We start from the raw sequence: 16,518 nt of genomic DNA, 5'->3' as shown, positions 1-16,518 counted from the left end.
GCACTGTGCCCGCTCCCCTCGGAACATGTCCATCGAGGGATTCTTAAGTGCCCCCACAGCTCAGCTTCACGCGGCAGCGGGACCAGGCACAATTACGAAATAAGCTTGAAGATGACCCGCCCGGCGACTCGGAGGTATCGGTGCGACAGCAGAGCGGCGACGCCTCGCTTCTGCGCAAGCTCAACTCGGCGGCCATCCTGCGCGTGCTGCGCGAGGCCGACGTGGCCACGCTGTCGGAGCTGGCCAGGTCCGCCCGGGTGTCCAGGCCGACGGCCGAGGTCATCGTCGACGACCTGGTCACCGAGGGCTGGGCGGAGGAGTGCGAGGAGGAGGCCGGCGACCGCCAGAGGGGACGCCCGGCCAAACGCTTCCGGTTCCGCGCCTCCGCGGGGCACGTGCTGGGCGTCGGCATCGGCGGTTCCAGCCTGCGCGCCATGCTGGCCGACCTGAACGGCACGATCGCCGTCACCCGCCGCGCGCCCAACCACCGCGACATGCCCGCCGCCGAGCGGCTCGACCAGATCGTCGGGCTGGCCACGGAGACCGCCGCCCAGGCCGGGCTGGCGCTGGCGGACGTCACCGTCGTCGGCGTGGGCACCACCGGCACGGTCGACGGCTCAGGGCGCGTCGTCAAGAGCATCGCCCTGTCCGACTGGACCGGCCTCGACCTGCAGGGCGAGCTGTCGGCCCGGATCCCCGCGCCGGTGCTGGTCGAGAACGACATGCGCCTGGCCGTCCTGGCCGAACACTGGCGGGGCGCCGCGCAGGGCCGCGACGACGTCGTCTACCTGTTCACCGGCGACCGCATCGGCATGGGCCTGCTCATCGGCGGCCGGCCGTACCGGGGGGCGCACGCGGCGGGCGGCGAGATCGGGGCCCAGCCGAACGACAACTGGACCGCCTTCCGGTACGTCCTCGACTACGCGATGTCCGTCGAGCCGGGCGAGCTGCGCTCCAGCCGGCAGTGCGCCGAGTTCGCGATCGCCCGGGCCCGCGCCGGCGACGAGCGGGCGGGCCAGGCGGTCAGGGAGTTCGCGCGCGGTCTGGCCGCCGGGCTCGTCACGGTGGTCAACCCGCTCGACCCGGACATGGTGGTCATCGGCGGCAGCCTGTCCTCGGCCGGAGACCTGCTGGTCGAGCCGGTACGCGAGCTGTTCGAGGAGTACTGCCTCTACCCGCCGGAGGTCGTGGCGTCGGGGCTTGGCAGCGAGTGCATCACGCTGGGCGCCGTCCGGTTTGCCCTCGATCAGGCAGATCGCTTGCTCTTTACGTAGCCAACTTGGCTAATTAGATAACCGTTCTGTCACAGACATGTCGCTGTGCGACATCGATCCAGCAAGCATGCTCAGATCTGATCGCTTTAACCTAGTTATTTGCATAAATCGGTACTAGCCTCCAGCCATCCCGACCGACTGGAGGTGAGCGTGTGGCCGCTGTCACCCTGCTTGAGCGGCTGAAGCGCGACTGGACGCTGCTGGCCCTGTGCCTGCCCGGCGTCCTGTACTTCGTGGCCTTCTTCTACGTGCCGCTGCTCGGCAATGTCATCGCCTTCAAGGACTACGCACCGTTCCTCGGCATCGCGGGCAGCCCCTGGGTGGGCCTGGACAACTTCGTGATGCTGCTGGAGGAGCCGGAGTTCTGGAGCGCGGTCGGCAACACCCTGCAGATCACGGCGCTCCAGCTCGTCCTGTACTTCCCGGCCCCGATCGCGCTCGCGCTCCTGCTGAACTCCCTGATCGGCCACCGCGTCAAGCGGTTCATCCAGACCGTCGTCTACCTGCCGCACTTCCTGTCGTGGGTGGTCGTGGTGGCGATGTTCCAGCAGGTCATCGGCGGCGCCGGCACGGTCAGCTCGTTCCTGAACTCGCACGGCATCACCATCGGCAACCTGATGTCGAACGCGGACACGTTCAAGCTGCTCGTGACGGCCCAGGTCATCTGGAAGGACTGCGGCTGGGGCACGATCATCTTCCTGGCCGCGATCACCGCGATCGACATGAGCCAGTACGAGGCCGCCGCCATCGACGGCGCCGACTGGAAGCGCCGCCTGTGGCACGTCACGCTGCCCGGCATCCGCTCGGTCATCCTCATGATGCTCATCCTGCGCCTGGGCGACATCCTGTCCGTCGGCTTCGAGCAGATGGTCCTGCAACGGGAGGCCGTGGGCGCCGGAGCGGCCGAGGTCATCGACACCTACGTCTACTACCACGGCATCCGTGACGGCGACTGGGGCATGAGCACCGCCGCCGGCCTCATGAAGGGCCTCATCGGCGCGGCGCTCATCTACGCGGCCAACAAGCTCGCGCACCGCTTCGGAGAGCAGGGGATCTATCGATGAGGCCGCCGTGGATGGAACGCCCGACCATCGCCGGGCGCACGCTCAAGTTCGTCGTGCTGACCGCGATCACCGTGGCCGTGCTGTACCCGTTCGGGCTGGCCGTCGGCACGAGCCTGATGGGCCGCGCCGAGAGCATCGCCAACGGCGGCAGCTACGTGCTCTGGCCCTCGCACCCGACCTTCGAGGCGTACTCGCTGATCCTGTCCGGCGGCGCGGTCACCCGGTCGGTGCTGATCAGCATCGGCATCACGCTCACCGGCACCGCGCTCAGCCTGATCTGCACGGTCTTCCTCGGCTACGCGCTGTCGCGGCGCGGCATGCTCGGCGGCAAGCCGATCCTGCTCATGGTGCTGGCCACGTTCCTGTTCACGCCGGGCATGATCCCGAGCTACCTCATGGTCAAGGAACTCGGCATGATCGACACCTACCAGTCGCTCATCGTGCCGGTGCTGGTCAACGCGTTCAACGTGGTCGTGGTCAGGTCGTTCTTCCAGAACCTGCCCGAGGAGCTGTTCGAGGCGGCCCGCATGGACGGGTGCGGCGAGTTCCGGATGATGTGGCGGATCGCGATCCCGCTGTCCAAGGCGGTGATCGCCGTCGTCGGCCTGTTCTACGCGGTCTCGTACTGGAACACGTTCTTCAACGCGATCCTCTACATCAACGACCAGACCAAGCACCCCATCCAGGTCGTGCTGCGGCAGTTCATCTTCCGCGGCACCTCGGCCACGGGCTCAGACGTCGCGATCGTGCGTGACCTGCCCGCCTCGTCGGTGCAGATGGCGGTGCTCATCATCGCGCTCGTGCCGATCCTGCTCGCCTACCCCTTCCTCCAGAAGTACTTCACCAAGGGCGTCCTCACCGGCGCCATCAAGGGCTGAGAACCCGGGAGCAACCATGTCATCCATCATGTCCCGTCGTGGATTCCTCGGACTCGCGCTCGCCGGCGCCACGGTCGCCGGGCTCGCGGCCTGCGGCGGCGAGAGCGGCCCCGCAGGCGTGAAGAAGGGCGGCGCGGATCTGTCCAAGAAGCTGACGCTGCCGACGTACACCGCCGCCAAGATCCCCACGCCCGACCTGCCGATCGACGCCGGCCAGGACCCCGCGTACCTGAAGTACCCGAGCGAGCTGGTCAAGTCGGTCGCCACCGCCCCGGGCGACGGCCAGAAGATCACCTCGCTCACCCAGACGTGGGACGTCGCGCCGCCCGCCCCCGGCCAGAACACCTACCTGCAGGAGCTGAGCAAGGCCCTGGGCTCCGAGTGGAGCATGAACATCGTCGTGGGTGACGGCTACCCCGACAAGTTCAACGCCATCATCGCCAGCGACGACCTGCCCGACCTGGTCTGGTTCCCGCCGAACCAGGGCCTGCAGCGGGTGCCCGAGCTGCTGGCGGCCAAGTTCCACGACCTGACGTCGTACCTCAGCGGCGACGCGATCAAGAAGTACCCGAACCTGGCCAACCTGGGCGACGTGACGTGGAAGTCCGCGGTCACCGACGGGAAGCTGTACGGCGTGGCGGTCGCCTACAGCCGCTTCGGCCAGGTGTTCCTGGTCAACCAGGACTACTGGCAGCCGGTCGGCGGCACCGAGTTCACCGGCGCCGACGACTTCCTGGCCAAGGCCAAGCAGCTGCTCGACGTGAAGAAGAACAAGTACCCGCTCGAACCGAGCTACTACAACCACGTGCACATGTTCAGCCACTGGTACGGCGCCCCCAACACCTGGAAGCTGACCGGCGGCAAGCTGATCCACCAGTTCGAGACGCCCGAGTACCAGGCGGCGCTGGAGCTGGCGGTCAAGTGCTTCAAGGCCAACCTGTTCTGGCCCGACCCCGCCCTGGCCACCATCAAGGACAAGGTCGCCAACGGCCAGATCGGCGCGTACGTCGAGTCGTTCCCCGGCTTCCTCAACGACGCCAAGACCCAGAAGTACAACCTGGGCGCGATCGTGCCGTTCGCGGCGACGCCGTCGTCCAAGCCGGTCTACAACGCGGGGCTCGGCTCGGTGGGCTTCACCTCGATCAGCAAGAAGGTGGCCGCCAAGCGCATCGAGACCCTGCTCGGCGTGCTCAACTACCTGGCCGCCCCGTTCGGCACGGAGGAGTACGAGCGCGTCAACTTCGGCGTCGAGGGCACCCACTTCACCAAGAAGGACGGCGACCTCGCCTTCACCGACAAGGGCAAGGCCGAGGTGCCCACCACGCAGCAGCCGCTCTCGTTCGTGATCGGGTCGCCGTCCGCGCTGTTCCTGCCCGGCCAGCCCGAGCGCACCAAGCTCATCCACGACTTCGAGACCAAGATCGCTCCTATGCTTCAGGAGCGCGTCACCACCGGCCACTTCTCCGACACCTACACCCAGAAGAACGGCGAGCTGAGCACCATGGCCTCCGACATGGTCGTGGACATCGTCACCGGGCGTAAGTCGATGTCGGACTGGCCCGCCTTCGTCAAGAAGTGGCTGGGCAGGGGCGGCGAGGCGATGCGGGCCGAGTACGAGGCCTCCATCGCCAAGGGCTGATCGTTCTACCGTTTGAAAGGACACTTGTGGAAGACCTGCGCATCGGAGTCATCGGGCTCGGCCTGCGGACGAGTCTCGCCCTGGCCGCCCACCGGCCGGGCGGGGGCTCGGTCGTGGCGGCGCTGTGCGACTCCGACCCGGCAGTGCTCAAGAAGCAGTCGGAGCGGTTCGAGGCGGAGTTCCTGACCGGGGAGTACCGCGAGCTGCTCGACCGGCCGGATCTCGACGCGATCGTCGTCAACACCCCCGACGACACGCACGAGCGCATCGCCATCGACGCCCTCCAGGCCGGCAAGGCCGTCTACCTGGAGAAGCCGATGGCCATCACCGTCGAGGGCTGCGACAACATCCTGCGGGCCGCCCGCGAGACGGGCAGCCGCCTGTACGTGGGGCACAACATGCGCCACATGGGCGTGGTGCGCCTGATGCGGGACATCATCCGCAAGGGTGTGATCGGTGAGCCCAAGACCGTGTGGGTACGCCACTTCGTGTCCTACGGCGGCGACTACTACTTCAAGGACTGGCACGCCGACCGCACCCGTACCACGGGCCTGCTGCTGCAGAAGGCGGCGCACGACCTCGACGTGATCCACTGGCTGGCCGGCGGCTACACCACCCGCGTGAACGCCCTCGGCGACCTGATGGTCTACGGCGACCTGCCGCGCCGCGAGCCCGGGACGCCCCGGCCGGAGGGCTGGCTGCGGGAGTTCGAGTGGCCGCCCACGCAGCGGCGCGACCTGCACCACGTGATCGACGTCGAGGACGTGTCGGTCATGAACATGCGCCTGGACAACGGCGTCATCGCCGCCTACCAGCAGTGCCACTTCAGCCCCGACTACGTGCGCAACTACACGGTCATCGGGACCGAGGGCCGGCTGGAGAACTTCGGCGACGGCCCGGGTGACACGGTCAAGGTGTGGAACACCGGCCCCACCTCCTACCGGGACGACTGCGACATCGCCTACCGGGTACCGGCCGCGCAGGGCTCGCACGGCGGGGCCGACCCGCAGATCATGGCCGAGTTCTGCCGGTTCGTCACGGAGGGCGGGGCGACCGACACCTCACCCGTGGCGGCCAGGATGAGCGTCGCCGCCGGATACATGGCCACGATGTCGCTGCGCGACGGTGGCATGCCGTACGACGTGCCGCCGCTGGACCCGGAGCTGGCCGCGTACTTCGACAACGGCCAGCGCTGAGCGGCGCCGGGGCCGGGCGGGGGAACCCGCGCGGCTCCGGCGGACGTCAGCGGCCGGTGTCCTTGGGGTCGCGCTCGCGCTCCAGGTCGGGGAACGGGGACGGCTCGTTCACGGCCTGGGCGATCTGGCGGGGACCCTTGGGGCTCTCGGCCTCCTGCGCGTCGGCGACCGCCTCGGCCGCCGCCTCCGAGGCCGCCGCGATCTCCCGGTCCAGCTCCTCCGACGGCCGGGGCTGCTCCTCGCGGGTGGCGGCCGACTTCGGCAGCGCCTCGGTGAACGCCTTCGAGACGCCCTGCAACGCCGAGGTGACCTCGCTCGGGATGACCCAGAACGTGTTGCCGCTGCCCTGGGCGAGCTGCGGCAGCACCTGAAGGTACTGGTAGGCCAGCAGCTTGGGGTCGGGGTCGTTGCGGTGGACGGCCTGGAAGACCTGGTCGATGGCGCGCGACTGGCCCTCGGCCTCCAGGATGGCGGCCGAGCGCTGGCCCTCGGCCCGCAGGATGCGGCTCTGCTTGTCGCCCTCGGCCGTGAGGATCTGCGACTGGCGCTGGCCCTCGGCGTTGAGGATCGCGGCCCGCTTGTCGCGCTCGGCCCGCATCTGCTTCTCCATCGCGTCCTTGATGGTCTTGGGCGGGTCGATGGCCTTGACCTCGACGCGGTTGACCCGGATGCCCCACTTGCCGGTGGCCTCGTCGAGCACGCCGCGCAGCTGGCTGTTGATGGTGTCGCGTGAGGTGAGCGTCTTCTCCAGGTCCATCGAGCCGATCACGTTACGCATGGTGGTGACGGTGAGCTGCTCTATGGCCGTGATGTAGTTGGCGATCTCGTACGCCGCCGCCCGCGGGTCGGTGACCTGGAAGTACAGGACGTTGTCGATCTCGACGACCAGGTTGTCCTCGGTGATGACCGGCTGCGGGCGGAAGGTCACCACCTGCTCGCGCAGGTCGATCATCGGATAGACGCGGTCGACGTAGGGGATGACGAAGTTGAGACCCGGCTTGAGCGTGCGGTGGTAGCGGCCGAGCCGCTCCACGTTGCGGGCCCGTGCCTGGGGCACGATCCGCACGGCCTTGAGCACGGTGAACGCGGCGAAAAGGATGATCAGCAGTCCGGCTATCAGCAACGGGTCCATGTGGTCACTCCCGTGGATACACGAGGGCCGTGGCGCCCTCGATCTCGATGATGTCGACGGTTGCCCCAGTGGGGATCACCAGGGTCTCGTCATAAGCGCGTGCGGACCACTCCTCACCCCCGATGCGGACCCGCCCGTCGCGGCCCGTGACCTCGGAGACCACGTACGCGGGCTTGCCGACCAGCGCCTCCACGCCGAAACGCTGCAACGGCGGCTGCTGAAGATGGCGGACGGCGAGCGGCCGGATGACCACCATTCCCGCCGCGGACGACAGGGCGAACACGAGGATCTGCAAGGGGACGGGCAGCCCGACGGCGGCCGTCACGGCGGTCAGGAGAGCGGCCACGCCCAGGAGCCCGAGGGCCGCCGTGAGAGTGAACAGTTCGGCCACACCGAGGACGACTGCGAGGATTATCCAGATGACCCATTCATCCATGCTCCGGCCCTCCTGAACCTATAACGGGCCTGTGTGTGTGACTGGTTCCCCCTTACCACCGTAATCCCCCATTCGTCCGCAGGGCACCCGTCACCGGCCGGTCGCCGGGGCGGTCAGAGCGCTTCCCAGGATCCACTTCTCCCACGGAAGTTGCCAGAAGCCCCACCCGTTGTCCCATTCCAGCTGGCGGGCGGTGCCGGTGATCAGCACCGGGTCGCCGCGCAGCGAACCGGCGTAGAACCAGGCCGCCTGGTCGGGGCGGGCGTTGATGCAGCCGTGGCTGACGTTTTCCCTTCCCTGGGCCCAGACGTTGTCCTTCGCGTGCACGTACTCGCCGCTGTTGGAGATGCGCACGGCGTGCTCGATCAGCAGGTCGTAGTAGCCGGGGTCGCCCTTGGCGCGGCCGGGGGAGATCATCCGGACCGGGTTGCCCTTGTCCATGGTCAGGTGCATGCCGCTGGTGGTGGTGTATTCCCGCGTGGTGGCCATGCCGGCGCTGATGGCCATCTGCTGCACCACCCGGCCGTCGCGGCGCACGACCATCTGGTGGGTGCGGGCGTCGACCGTGCTGGTCTGCCTGCGGCCCACGGTGAAGGCGAAGGTGGAGTCGAGGGTGCCGTAGACGCCGGGGGCCGGGCGCACCCCGGCCAGGTGGGCGCTGACCATCACCTGCTGCCCCGAGGCCCAGAACCGGCGGGTGCGGTAGACCACCTGCGTGTCGCTGGTCCAGCGCCAGGCGCCCTCGGCCGGGGTCTTCGTGGTGACCTCCAGCGACCGCTCGACGGCCGCCTTGTCCTGGATCGGGGTGTCGAAGTCGATGACGACCGGCATGCCCACGCCGACGGTCTCGCCGGGCAGCGGCGCGGTGGCGGCCACCCCGAACGTGTGCTCGGCGGCGCGGGTGCGGAAGCGGCCCATGGAGACCGTGGACGGGCCGTTCTCGCCCGCGGCCGTGGCGGTGACGGTGTACTCGGTCGCGGGTTTGAGCGTCCAGTCGGAGCGCCACCTGGTGTGCGAGGCGTCGAGCCGGCCCGGGACGTGCTCGCCTCCCTCGTAGACCAGGACCTGGGTCAGCCGGCCGCCCTGCGCCGTGATGACCAGCCCCTTGTCGGGACGGGCCCGCTTGGCGTCGAAGGCGGGGGAGACGTGCACGACCGCGGGCGCGGCCGGGGAGTCGCCGACGGGACCGCAGCCGCAGCAGGCCAGGAGGAAGGCGACACACAGGATCGCGGCACGCCGCACGTCACTCTCCGAGGGCTTTCCGAGGGAAGGGGACTTACCAGGTTAGCGGTGAGTGACGGTCGAAGCACCTTGAGTTACTTATCCGATGGTTCCGGACACCTCGCCCAATGTCAGGCCGCCCGCGGTGGCCCGGATCGTCACCGTGTCGCCGTCCTGGAGGAAGGTGCGGGTGTCGCCGCCGGACAGCTTGATCGGTTCGGCGCCGTTCCAGGTCAGCTCGATGAGCGAGCCGCGCTCGTCGCGTTCCGGGCCGGAGATCGTGCCGCTGGCGAACAGGTCTCCGGTGCGCAGGGAGGCGCCGTTCACGGTCATGTGGGCGAGCATCTGGTCGGGCGTCCAGTACATGCTCGGGTACGGCGGGCGCGAGATCACGTCGCCGTTGAGCACGACCTCGACGGCGATGTCCAGGCCCCAGTCGCCCTGCCTGCGCAGGTAGTCGAGCGGCTCTGGGTCCTGCGGGCGGCCCGGGATCCGGGGCAGCGCCTCCAGTGGCGTGACCCACGGCGAGACCGAGGTCGCGAACGACTTGCCCAGGAACGGCCCGAGCGGCACGTACTCCCACGCCTGGATGTCGCGCGCGCTCCAGTCGTTGACCAGCGTCACCCCGAACACGTGGTCCTCGAACGCCCCGGCCGGCGAGCCCAGCTCCGACGGCACGCCGACCACGAATCCCAGCTCGGCCTCGATGTCGAGCTTGGCGCACGGCCCGTAGACCCCGGCCCTGAGCTGGCCGTGCGGACGCCGGACCGGCGTGCCGGACACGACGACCGTGCCCGACCTGCCGTGGTAGCCGACGGGCAGGTGACGCCAGTTGGGCAGCAGCGGCTCGGCGTCGGGACGGAAGATCCGGCCGATGTTGCCGGCGTGGTCGAGCGAGCAGTAGAAGTCGACGTAGTCGGCCACCTCGAACGGCATGTGCAGCCGCACCTGGTCGAGCGGGATCAGGTGGCTCTCGGTGACCGAGGAGTCGCCGGTCAGCTTGTTCTGGATGAGGGTCCTGGTGTCGCGCCAGGCCGAGCGGCCCCTCGCCATGAACGGGTTGAGCGAGGGGGCGGCGAACACCTCGTCGTGCAGCGCGGCGGCCAGGTCGAGCACCTTGTCGCCGTACCTGACGCCCACTCTGGGCGATTCCCCCTGACGGGAGAACACGCCGTAGGGCAGGTTGTCCACTCCCCAGCTCACTGAATCACTCCTAGCGTCTGCAGGTCCTCTATGGGCGTGCCGGTGCTGCAGGAGCCGTAGCTGACCAGCAGCCGCCGCGCCCGCTTCGCGGTCTCCTCGGTCACGGCGCCGGCCAGCCGCACGAGATGGCCGACGTCGGTGGTGCGCAGCACGGGCGCGGGGTCGCGGCCTTCCACGGCCTCGCAGACCGACAGCAGCAGGTTGAGAAAGCCGTGCCGGTCGACGCCGAGGCTCGGGTCGAAGTGCCGCACCGCGTGGTGCAGCCCGGCCGTGGCCTTGAACGGGACGTCGGCTTCGACGCAGGCCCGGACGAACGCCGCGAGGTGCTCCACCGACGGGAACGCCTCGGCCTTCAGCCCGCCGCAGCGCACCTTCAGCCCCACCCCGTCGGGCACCCCGGCGACCTTCCGGTCCGGCGGGACCTCGACGAACAGCCGCACGTGCGCGGGCAGGCCGAGGCGCCGGGCCAGCTCGGCGACGGACTCGTCGGCCCCGAGCGGGATCTCGACGAAGTCCACCGGCAGGTCGCCGAAGTCGGGGAGCTCGGGCGTGTCCACGATCAACCCGATGCGCCGCGGCCGGTAGGCGTGCCCGCGCAGCCGGTCGAGCCGGCTGGCCGGACAGAGGAAGCGGTGGGTGAGCACGCCGTTGCCGTGCTCCAGGTCGCGCTGGTTGCGGGCCAGCGCCTCGTCCATGTGCAGCGACGTCGGCGGGAACAGGCCCGCGTCGTCGACCAGTTCGCTGAAGAGATTCATCGTGCCCAGGTCCATGCGTAGCCGGGATCCTCACAGGACAGCGCGCCCGGCCCGAGGTCGAGCGGGCGGAAGGTGTCGACCATCACGGCCATCTCGCTCGTGGTGGTGACGCCGCGGGCGACCGCGTCGATCACCGCCTCGACCGCGCCGGGCTGCGGGCCGTGCGTGAACCCGGCCGGGTGCAGCGAGACCGAGCCGACGTCGATGCCCGAGCCCTTGCGGGCGGTGTAGTCGCCGCCCACGTAGAACATGAACTCGTCGGAGTCCACGTTGTGGTGGTTGTACGGGATCGGGATGGCCTCGGGGTGGTAGTCGAGCGGCCGCGGGCAGAACGAGCAGACCACGAACCCGGGCCCCTCGAACGTCTGGTGCACCGGCGGCGGCGCGTGCGTCTTCTTCACGATCGGCTCGAAGTCGTCGATGTTGAAGGCGTACGGATAGAGGTAGCCGTCCCAGCCGACCACGTCGAAGGGGTGGTTGCGGTAGACCAGCCTGGTCAGGCCGCCCCGCGTGCGGACCAGGACGGGCACCTCCTCGCCCTCGGCGAGCAGGGTCTGCGTGGGGGCGCGCAGGTCGCGCTCGCAGTACGGCGCGTGCTCCAGGAACTGCCCGTACTGCGACAGGTAGCGCTTGGGCGGCCTGATGTGCCCGGACGCCTCGATGGCCAGCACGTTGACCTGCCCGTCGGGCACCCAGCGGTGGATCGTGCCGGTCGGGACGACGACGTAGTCGCCCTCGCCGGCCTCGATGACGCCGTACGTGGACTCGAAGCGGACCGAGCCGCGCTGCACGTAGACGCACTCGTCGCCCATGGAGTTGCGGTACAGCTCGCTGGGGCGGTCGCTGGTGGCGTACGACAACCGGACGTCGGCGTTGCCGGCGAGCAGGATGCGGCCGTCGACCAGGTCACCGGCGCTGGACAGCTCCTGCGTGCGGAAATGGCGCGGGGAGAGCGGCAGGTTGGGCTCCAGCCGCGTCGCGGACGCGGGCGTGACCGCCTCGGCCTTGATGATCGCGGTGGGCAGGTGGCGGTGGTAGAGCAGCGAGGAGTCGGACGAGAAGCCCTCCTCGCCCATCAGCTCCTCGGCGTAGAGGCCGCCGTCCGGCCGCCTGAACTGCGTGTGCCGCTTGCGTGGCACTTCCCCAACGACGCGGTAGTACGGCATCCGCCCTCCATGTTGTCCGCTTATCGGACGCATGTGTCCTCTATGTGTGACCACCGTCCGACATCGGTGTGGAGATGTCAACCCAGCGCGGCGGCCAGCTCGGCGGCCGCCGCCACCACGCGCGGCCCCGTCTCCTCCTCCAGCGGGCCGAACGTCACCACCCCCACCGAAGCCTCCAGCCACGGCAGCCCGGTCACGGGCGCGGCGATGCCCCGCGCCCCCACCTGCAACTGCCCCTCCGTCACGAGGTATTCGTCGCGCCCCTCGCGCAGGGCCAGGATCGCCCGGCCCGCCGCGCCTTTCGCCAGCGGATGGCGCGACCCCTCCCGGTAGGCCACGTGCAGATCGGTCCAGGACGGCTCCACCACCGCCACCGCCAGCCCGTCGTCGCCCTCGGCCACGGTCAGGTGCGCGGTCGCGCCCACCTGTTCGGCCAGCCGCCGCAGCGTCGGCACCGCCGCCGCCCGCAGCAACGGCTGCACGGCCTGGGCCAGCACCAGCACCCCGAACCCGAGATGCACCCGCCCTTCGGCGTCGCGGCGGACGAACCCCTCGTTCAGCAGCGTCGTGAGCAGCCGGTAGACCACCGGCCGGCTCAGCGACAGCTCGGTGCTCAGCTCGGTCGGGGTGCGCCCGCCCTTCCCGTCGGCGAGAAGTCGCAGCAGGCGCAGCCCGCGTTCGAGCGTCTGGGCGGATTCGGCGGCCATGACTTCGATTATGGAGTGAGGGCCGACCAGTGAAAGAGCACGGTGAAGGGGTACGTAGGGACCAGAGGCGTCGGGGGGGTGGAGATGCGGCAGAGGTGGCTGTTCCTGGTCGCCGGGCTGGCTCTCTGCGCCCTGCCGCCGGCCGTGCCGTCGCTCACCACGCCGATCGCGTACATGGCGAGGGAGACGCTGATCGACCCGCCGCCGCGCGCGGAGGGCGACCGGCTGGTCGAGAACACCTTCTACCTCACCCAGGGCATCACGGTGAGCCAGTGGCTGCTGCCGGTCGCCAAGGGCGTGACCTTCCGCCCCGGCTACGTCGCCGTGGGGGTCAGCGTCGACGCGGGCGGGCGGCTGTCCGGCACGCCCTCGCGCGTGGGCACGTTCATCGCCCCGGTCCGGCTCTGCACCGGGCACTCGTGCGAGGAGCAGCTCATCACCCTCGTCGTGCTCGGGAACGTTCCATGGGAGCCGCGCGAGCTGACCTTCCCGGGCCGGATCGGCGTCCCGCTCGCCGGCGAGATCGGCATCAACGGCGGCCCGCAGGGCGTCATCCCGACCTTCAGCGTGACCGACCACGCCAAGCTGCCCGCGGGCGTGACCATCGGCCCCGACGGGCACGTGGGCGGGGTGCCCCAGGCGGCCGGCATCTCCGAGGTCCCGGTGCGCGTCTGCGTGGCGGGCAACTGCGCGGGCGTCGTGGTCCGGTTGATCATCGTCTGAACCCTTGCGCGAGGCGGTTCCTGCGGTCACGGTGGTTCCATGAAATCGGTCATTGTGGTCGGAGCCGGTATATGGGGGTCGTCGCTGGCGTTGCGGCTGGCCGAAACCGGCTGGCAGGTGACCCTGGTCGAACAGCACAAGCCAGGACACGTCCGGCAGGCCAGCGCGGGGGAGACGCGGCTGCTGCGCTGCGCCCACGGCGCCGACGACTGGTACGCGCGGCTGGCCTGGGAGGCGCGGGAGGGCTGGCGGCGGCTGGGCGAGCGGGCCGGCGAGGAGCTGTTCCTGGAGTCGGGCATGGTGTGGTTCGCGGCCCGGCCGGACGGGTGGGAGCACGCCAGCGCCCAAGTACTGAAAAATATGGATATCCCGGTTGAGGTGCTCGACCCGGCGGACGGCCGGCGCTTCTTCCCCGACTACCGCGGCGACGACCTGAGCTTCCTGCTCCGCGAGCCGCACGCCGGCGTGCTCAGGGCACGGCGGGCGACGCAGGTGACCGCCCGGCTGGCCCTGGCGGCCGGCGTCCGGCTGGTCAGAGGACGGGCGGCCCCCGTGCCGGGGCTGAGCGCGGTCGAGGTGGACGGCGAGGTGCGGCGGGCCGACCGCGTCGTGTGGGCGTGCGGCGCCTGGCTGCCCGGCCTGTTCTCCGTGCCGGTCACGGTGACCAGGCAGGACACGGTGCACTTCGCCGCGCCCGCCGCGTGGTCGTCCCCCGAGACGCCCGCCTGGGTGGACTACGGCTCCTCGGCCTACGGGCACGGCGACGTGGACGGGGTCGGCATGAAGGCCACCTCCGACGCCGAAGGGCAGCCGTACGAGCCGGAGGAGGGCAGCCGGGCGGTGGACCCGTCCGCGGTCGAGCAGGCCCGCGACTACCTGCGGCGCAGGTTCCCCTCGCTGGCGGCCGCGCCGGTGCTGTTCAGCCAGGTCTGCCAGTACGCGCTCACCCCCGACGCCGAGTGGATCATCGCCGAGGACGCGCCCGGCGTGTGGCTGCTCGGCGGCGACTCGGGCCACGGGTTCAAACACGCCCCGGCCCTGGCCGCGTACGTGGCCGCGATCCTGGACGGCGAGCGCGTCCCCGAGCCGCGCTTCGGGCTCGGCCACGAGCGCGTGGTCGCCCGCGGCCTGCGCACGAGCGGAGACCTCGGGGTAGGGCCCGCCTCACCGGGATTCGGGGGACGACGGGCATGATCGGCGCGGGCGCGCGGATCAGACTTTCCCTGTAACCGACACGACAGGGAGCCCGCCATGACCACCGCCCTCGCCTCACAGACCGCCGAGCCTCGTACCCCCCAGCCGCCGCCCGTCGTGCACGCCGCCGCGCTGCTGTGGATGTCCGCCGTCGCGGCGGGGGCGTTCGAGACCGTGCTCGCCGTCGGCAGGGAGCTCTACGAGGGCACCTCGGGCGTCCTGGACCTGCTGCCCGGCGCCGGTCTGCGGGTGGCCGTCTTCGCCGCGGCGGTCTTCCTGGCGCTGCGGATGCGCGCGGGGCAGAACTGGGCCAGGCTCACGCTGGCCGTCGGGCTCGGCGTGTTCGGCACGTTGTCGCTGGTCGTGGGGCCGATCCAGTGGCTGCTGCACGGCGGCTCGATCGCCGAGGCCGCCGCCGGGGCCGACGTGGTGACCTGGCTCTTCACGATCAGCCGGGTGCTGCACGTGACGGCCGTGCTCGGGGCCGTCACGCTGATGTTCCAGCCGAGGGCCAACGCCTGGTTCCGCTCAGAGCGAGACCGGCTCGGGCTCCGGCTCGGGGGCGCGCAGGTTGCGCACCCCCGGCGCGGCCAGCGCGGCGAGCGTGGACAGCACGACGAGGGCGGCGCAGCCGAGCAGCGCCCCCTCGGTGCCGAAGGCCACCGCCGCCGGCGCGGCCAGCATCAGCCCGATCGGCCCGAACATCAGTGACCCGAGCGCGTCGTACGAGCTGACCCGCGACAACGACTCCGCCGGGATCTCGCGCTGCATCGTCGTCTGCCACAGCACGCCGAAGACGTCGAAGCACACGCCCAGCACGAACGCCCCCGCCACGATGGCCCACAGCGGCGCGTCCAGCCCGAGCAGCACGTACGGCAGCGCGGTCGGCAGGCACAACAGCGTGCCGAGCAGGATCGGCCGGCGCGGGCGCAGCCGCAACGACACCAGCACCCCGGCGATCGTCCCGACGGCCTCGCCCGCCAGGAACGCCGACCAGGCCGCCGGCCCGCCCAGCGTCTCCTTGGCCAGCAGCGGCCCGAGCACGCCGTGCCCGGCCTGGATCGCCATCACCAGCACCGAGAACTGGGCGACCACCACCCAGATCCACTGCCGTGAGCTGAACTCCCGCCACCCGTGGCGCAGGTCGGCCAGCACCGAGTGCCGCTCGGCCGCCGCGCGCTCGGCGGGGGTCGGGCGCAGCAGCGCGATCAGCACGCCGGCCACCGCGAACATCGCGCCGCTGACCAGCAGGGCCCAGCCGCCGCCGAACCACAGCACCGTGGCGCCGCTCAGCACCACCCCGGCCACGCGGGAGGCGTTCGCGCCGAGGCCGAGCAGCGCGTTGCCGGCCTGCAGCCGGTCGGCGGGCACGACCTCGGGGATGATGCCGGTCAGCGCCGGGAACATGACCGCCGTGCCCACGCCGCAGGCCGCCGCCGCGACGCTCATCACGGGCAGCGGCGCCCAGCCGGTCAGCAGCATCGCCGCCAGCGCGAAGTAGCCCAGCGCCATGAGCAGCTCGCCGGCCATCATCACCCGCTGCCGCGGCAACCGGTCCGCGATCACCCCGCCGATCAGCATGAACACGATCATGGGCAGTGACTCGGCGGTGAGCACCACCGACAACGTCGTGGCGTCCGCGCCGGGCAGTTCCAGGATGCCGAAGGCGAGCGCCACGGGTGCGAAGGCGCTGCCGAGCATGGAGATGGTCCGCGCGGACAACAACAGGGCGAACTTGCGGTCGCGGAGCAGCCCGAGGTCGCGGAGATAGCTGTGCACTGGGCCGGTCCCCTCGAAAACGTTCAAATCCGTCCCAGTCTGCCGCTTGTGGCAGTGCGGTGTCGTCCCAATATTCGTCGTCATGGGGGTGACAGGGCCGGTCGGGGAAGTGCGGGCGGCGGGATGATCACCTTGCGGCCTCGCCCGCGCT

The 16,518-nt window shown here is 70.4% G+C and carries 15 protein-coding genes; 7 read left to right on the top strand and 8 right to left on the bottom strand.

The features are described from left to right. The first annotated feature begins 140 nt into the window (after positions 1-140). The 5 genes from AB0J46_RS39850 (at position 141) to AB0J46_RS39830 (ending at position 6,051) form a co-directional block, all read left to right on the top strand. On the top strand, positions 141-1,274 hold the full coding sequence (locus AB0J46_RS39850) for an ROK family protein (RefSeq protein WP_364339862.1): 1,134 nt from the start codon (positions 141-143) through the stop codon (positions 1,272-1,274). 152 nt (positions 1,275-1,426) lie between these two features. Next, complete coding sequence (locus AB0J46_RS39845; protein ID WP_357976243.1) at positions 1,427-2,338, top strand: ABC transporter permease subunit; 912 nt, start codon at positions 1,427-1,429, stop codon at positions 2,336-2,338. Positions 2,339-2,349: 11 nt separating this feature from the next. Continuing rightward, positions 2,350-3,216 (top strand): carbohydrate ABC transporter permease, encoded by an 867-nt coding sequence (locus AB0J46_RS39840; RefSeq protein WP_357976246.1) that lies wholly within the window; start codon positions 2,350-2,352, stop codon positions 3,214-3,216. Positions 3,217-3,232: 16 nt separating this feature from the next. Then, positions 3,233-4,855, top strand: coding sequence for a hypothetical protein (locus AB0J46_RS39835; RefSeq protein WP_364339860.1), 1,623 nt, complete (start codon positions 3,233-3,235; stop codon positions 4,853-4,855). A gap of 26 nt (positions 4,856-4,881) precedes the next feature. After that, complete coding sequence (locus AB0J46_RS39830; protein WP_364339858.1) at positions 4,882-6,051, top strand: Gfo/Idh/MocA family oxidoreductase; 1,170 nt, start codon at positions 4,882-4,884, stop codon at positions 6,049-6,051. A gap of 46 nt (positions 6,052-6,097) precedes the next feature. Here the strand turns inward: AB0J46_RS39830 and AB0J46_RS39825 are convergent, their stop codons facing one another. The 7 genes from AB0J46_RS39825 to AB0J46_RS39795 all read right to left on the bottom strand — a co-directional run bounded on the left by AB0J46_RS39825 (position 6,098) and on the right by AB0J46_RS39795 (position 12,671). Continuing rightward, positions 6,098-7,183, bottom strand: coding sequence for an SPFH domain-containing protein (locus AB0J46_RS39825; RefSeq protein ID WP_352361641.1), 1,086 nt, complete (start codon positions 7,181-7,183; stop codon positions 6,098-6,100). A 4-nt stretch (positions 7,184-7,187) separates the two neighbouring features. Next, positions 7,188-7,619, bottom strand: a complete 432-nt coding sequence (locus AB0J46_RS39820; protein ID WP_352324976.1) for an NfeD family protein — start codon at positions 7,617-7,619, stop codon at positions 7,188-7,190. Between the two features lie 90 nt (positions 7,620-7,709). Then, the gene (locus tag AB0J46_RS39815; protein WP_364339856.1) at positions 7,710-8,861 is read right to left on the bottom strand and encodes an Ig-like domain-containing protein; all 1,152 of its coding nucleotides are present in this window, start codon (positions 8,859-8,861) and stop codon (positions 7,710-7,712) included. 78 nt (positions 8,862-8,939) lie between these two features. Further along, complete coding sequence (gene fahA / locus AB0J46_RS39810) at positions 8,940-10,043, bottom strand: fumarylacetoacetase (RefSeq protein ID WP_364339854.1); 1,104 nt, start codon at positions 10,041-10,043, stop codon at positions 8,940-8,942. Next, complete coding sequence (locus AB0J46_RS39805; RefSeq protein ID WP_364339852.1) at positions 10,040-10,798, bottom strand: hypothetical protein; 759 nt, start codon at positions 10,796-10,798, stop codon at positions 10,040-10,042. Before AB0J46_RS39805 ends, fahA begins: the two co-directional genes overlap by 4 nt. After that, a complete protein-coding gene (locus AB0J46_RS39800; protein ID WP_358298814.1) occupies positions 10,795-11,964 on the bottom strand; it encodes a homogentisate 1,2-dioxygenase domain-containing protein in 1,170 nt (389 codons plus the stop codon). The genes AB0J46_RS39805 and AB0J46_RS39800 overlap by 4 nt, the downstream gene beginning before the upstream one ends. Before the next feature lie 77 nt (positions 11,965-12,041). Beyond that, positions 12,042-12,671: a helix-turn-helix domain-containing protein gene (locus AB0J46_RS39795; protein WP_352361631.1), complete on the bottom strand. Its 630-nt coding sequence runs from the start codon at positions 12,669-12,671 to the stop codon at positions 12,042-12,044. Between the two features lie 84 nt (positions 12,672-12,755). On the opposite strand from AB0J46_RS39795, the gene AB0J46_RS39790 reads away from it, so the two are divergent. Both AB0J46_RS39790 and AB0J46_RS39785 read left to right on the top strand, forming a co-directional pair. Further along, complete coding sequence (locus tag AB0J46_RS39790; RefSeq protein ID WP_364339850.1) at positions 12,756-13,394, top strand: hypothetical protein; 639 nt, start codon at positions 12,756-12,758, stop codon at positions 13,392-13,394. Between the two features lie 39 nt (positions 13,395-13,433). Continuing rightward, entirely contained in the window at positions 13,434-14,588 is a 1,155-nt protein-coding gene (locus AB0J46_RS39785; protein WP_364339847.1) for an FAD-dependent oxidoreductase, read from the top strand. A gap of 528 nt (positions 14,589-15,116) precedes the next feature. On the opposite strand, the gene AB0J46_RS39780 is transcribed toward AB0J46_RS39785, so the two are convergent. Then, the gene (locus AB0J46_RS39780; RefSeq protein ID WP_364339845.1) at positions 15,117-16,367 is read right to left on the bottom strand and encodes an MFS transporter; all 1,251 of its coding nucleotides are present in this window, start codon (positions 16,365-16,367) and stop codon (positions 15,117-15,119) included. Positions 16,368-16,518 lie beyond the last annotated feature (151 nt).

This window comes from Nonomuraea sp. NPDC049758 (assembly GCF_040674635.1).
Taxonomy (GTDB): Bacteria; Actinomycetota; Actinomycetes; order Streptosporangiales; family Streptosporangiaceae; genus Nonomuraea.
Note: the sequence above shows the minus strand (reverse complement) of the source record. Positions and strands in the feature narration are given on the sequence as shown.

What these genes read in the sequence shown, in the direction of transcription:
- AB0J46_RS39795 (WP_352361631.1), bottom strand. Translation starts at nt 12,671, where the DNA reads ATGGCCGCCGAATCCGCCCAGACGCTCGAACGCGGGCTGCGCCTGCTG.
- AB0J46_RS39785 (WP_364339847.1), top strand. Translation starts at nt 13,434, where the DNA reads ATGAAATCGGTCATTGTGGTCGGAGCCGGTATATGGGGGTCGTCGCTG.
- AB0J46_RS39835 (WP_364339860.1), top strand. Translation starts at nt 3,233, where the DNA reads ATGTCATCCATCATGTCCCGTCGTGGATTCCTCGGACTCGCGCTCGCC.
- AB0J46_RS39800 (WP_358298814.1), bottom strand. Translation starts at nt 11,964, where the DNA reads ATGCCGTACTACCGCGTCGTTGGGGAAGTGCCACGCAAGCGGCACACG.
- AB0J46_RS39805 (WP_364339852.1), bottom strand. Translation starts at nt 10,798, where the DNA reads ATGAATCTCTTCAGCGAACTGGTCGACGACGCGGGCCTGTTCCCGCCG.
- AB0J46_RS39820 (WP_352324976.1), bottom strand. Translation starts at nt 7,619, where the DNA reads ATGGATGAATGGGTCATCTGGATAATCCTCGCAGTCGTCCTCGGTGTG.
- AB0J46_RS39790 (WP_364339850.1), top strand. Translation starts at nt 12,756, where the DNA reads ATGCGGCAGAGGTGGCTGTTCCTGGTCGCCGGGCTGGCTCTCTGCGCC.
- AB0J46_RS39825 (WP_352361641.1), bottom strand. Translation starts at nt 7,183, where the DNA reads ATGGACCCGTTGCTGATAGCCGGACTGCTGATCATCCTTTTCGCCGCG.
- AB0J46_RS39840 (WP_357976246.1), top strand. Translation starts at nt 2,350, where the DNA reads ATGGAACGCCCGACCATCGCCGGGCGCACGCTCAAGTTCGTCGTGCTG.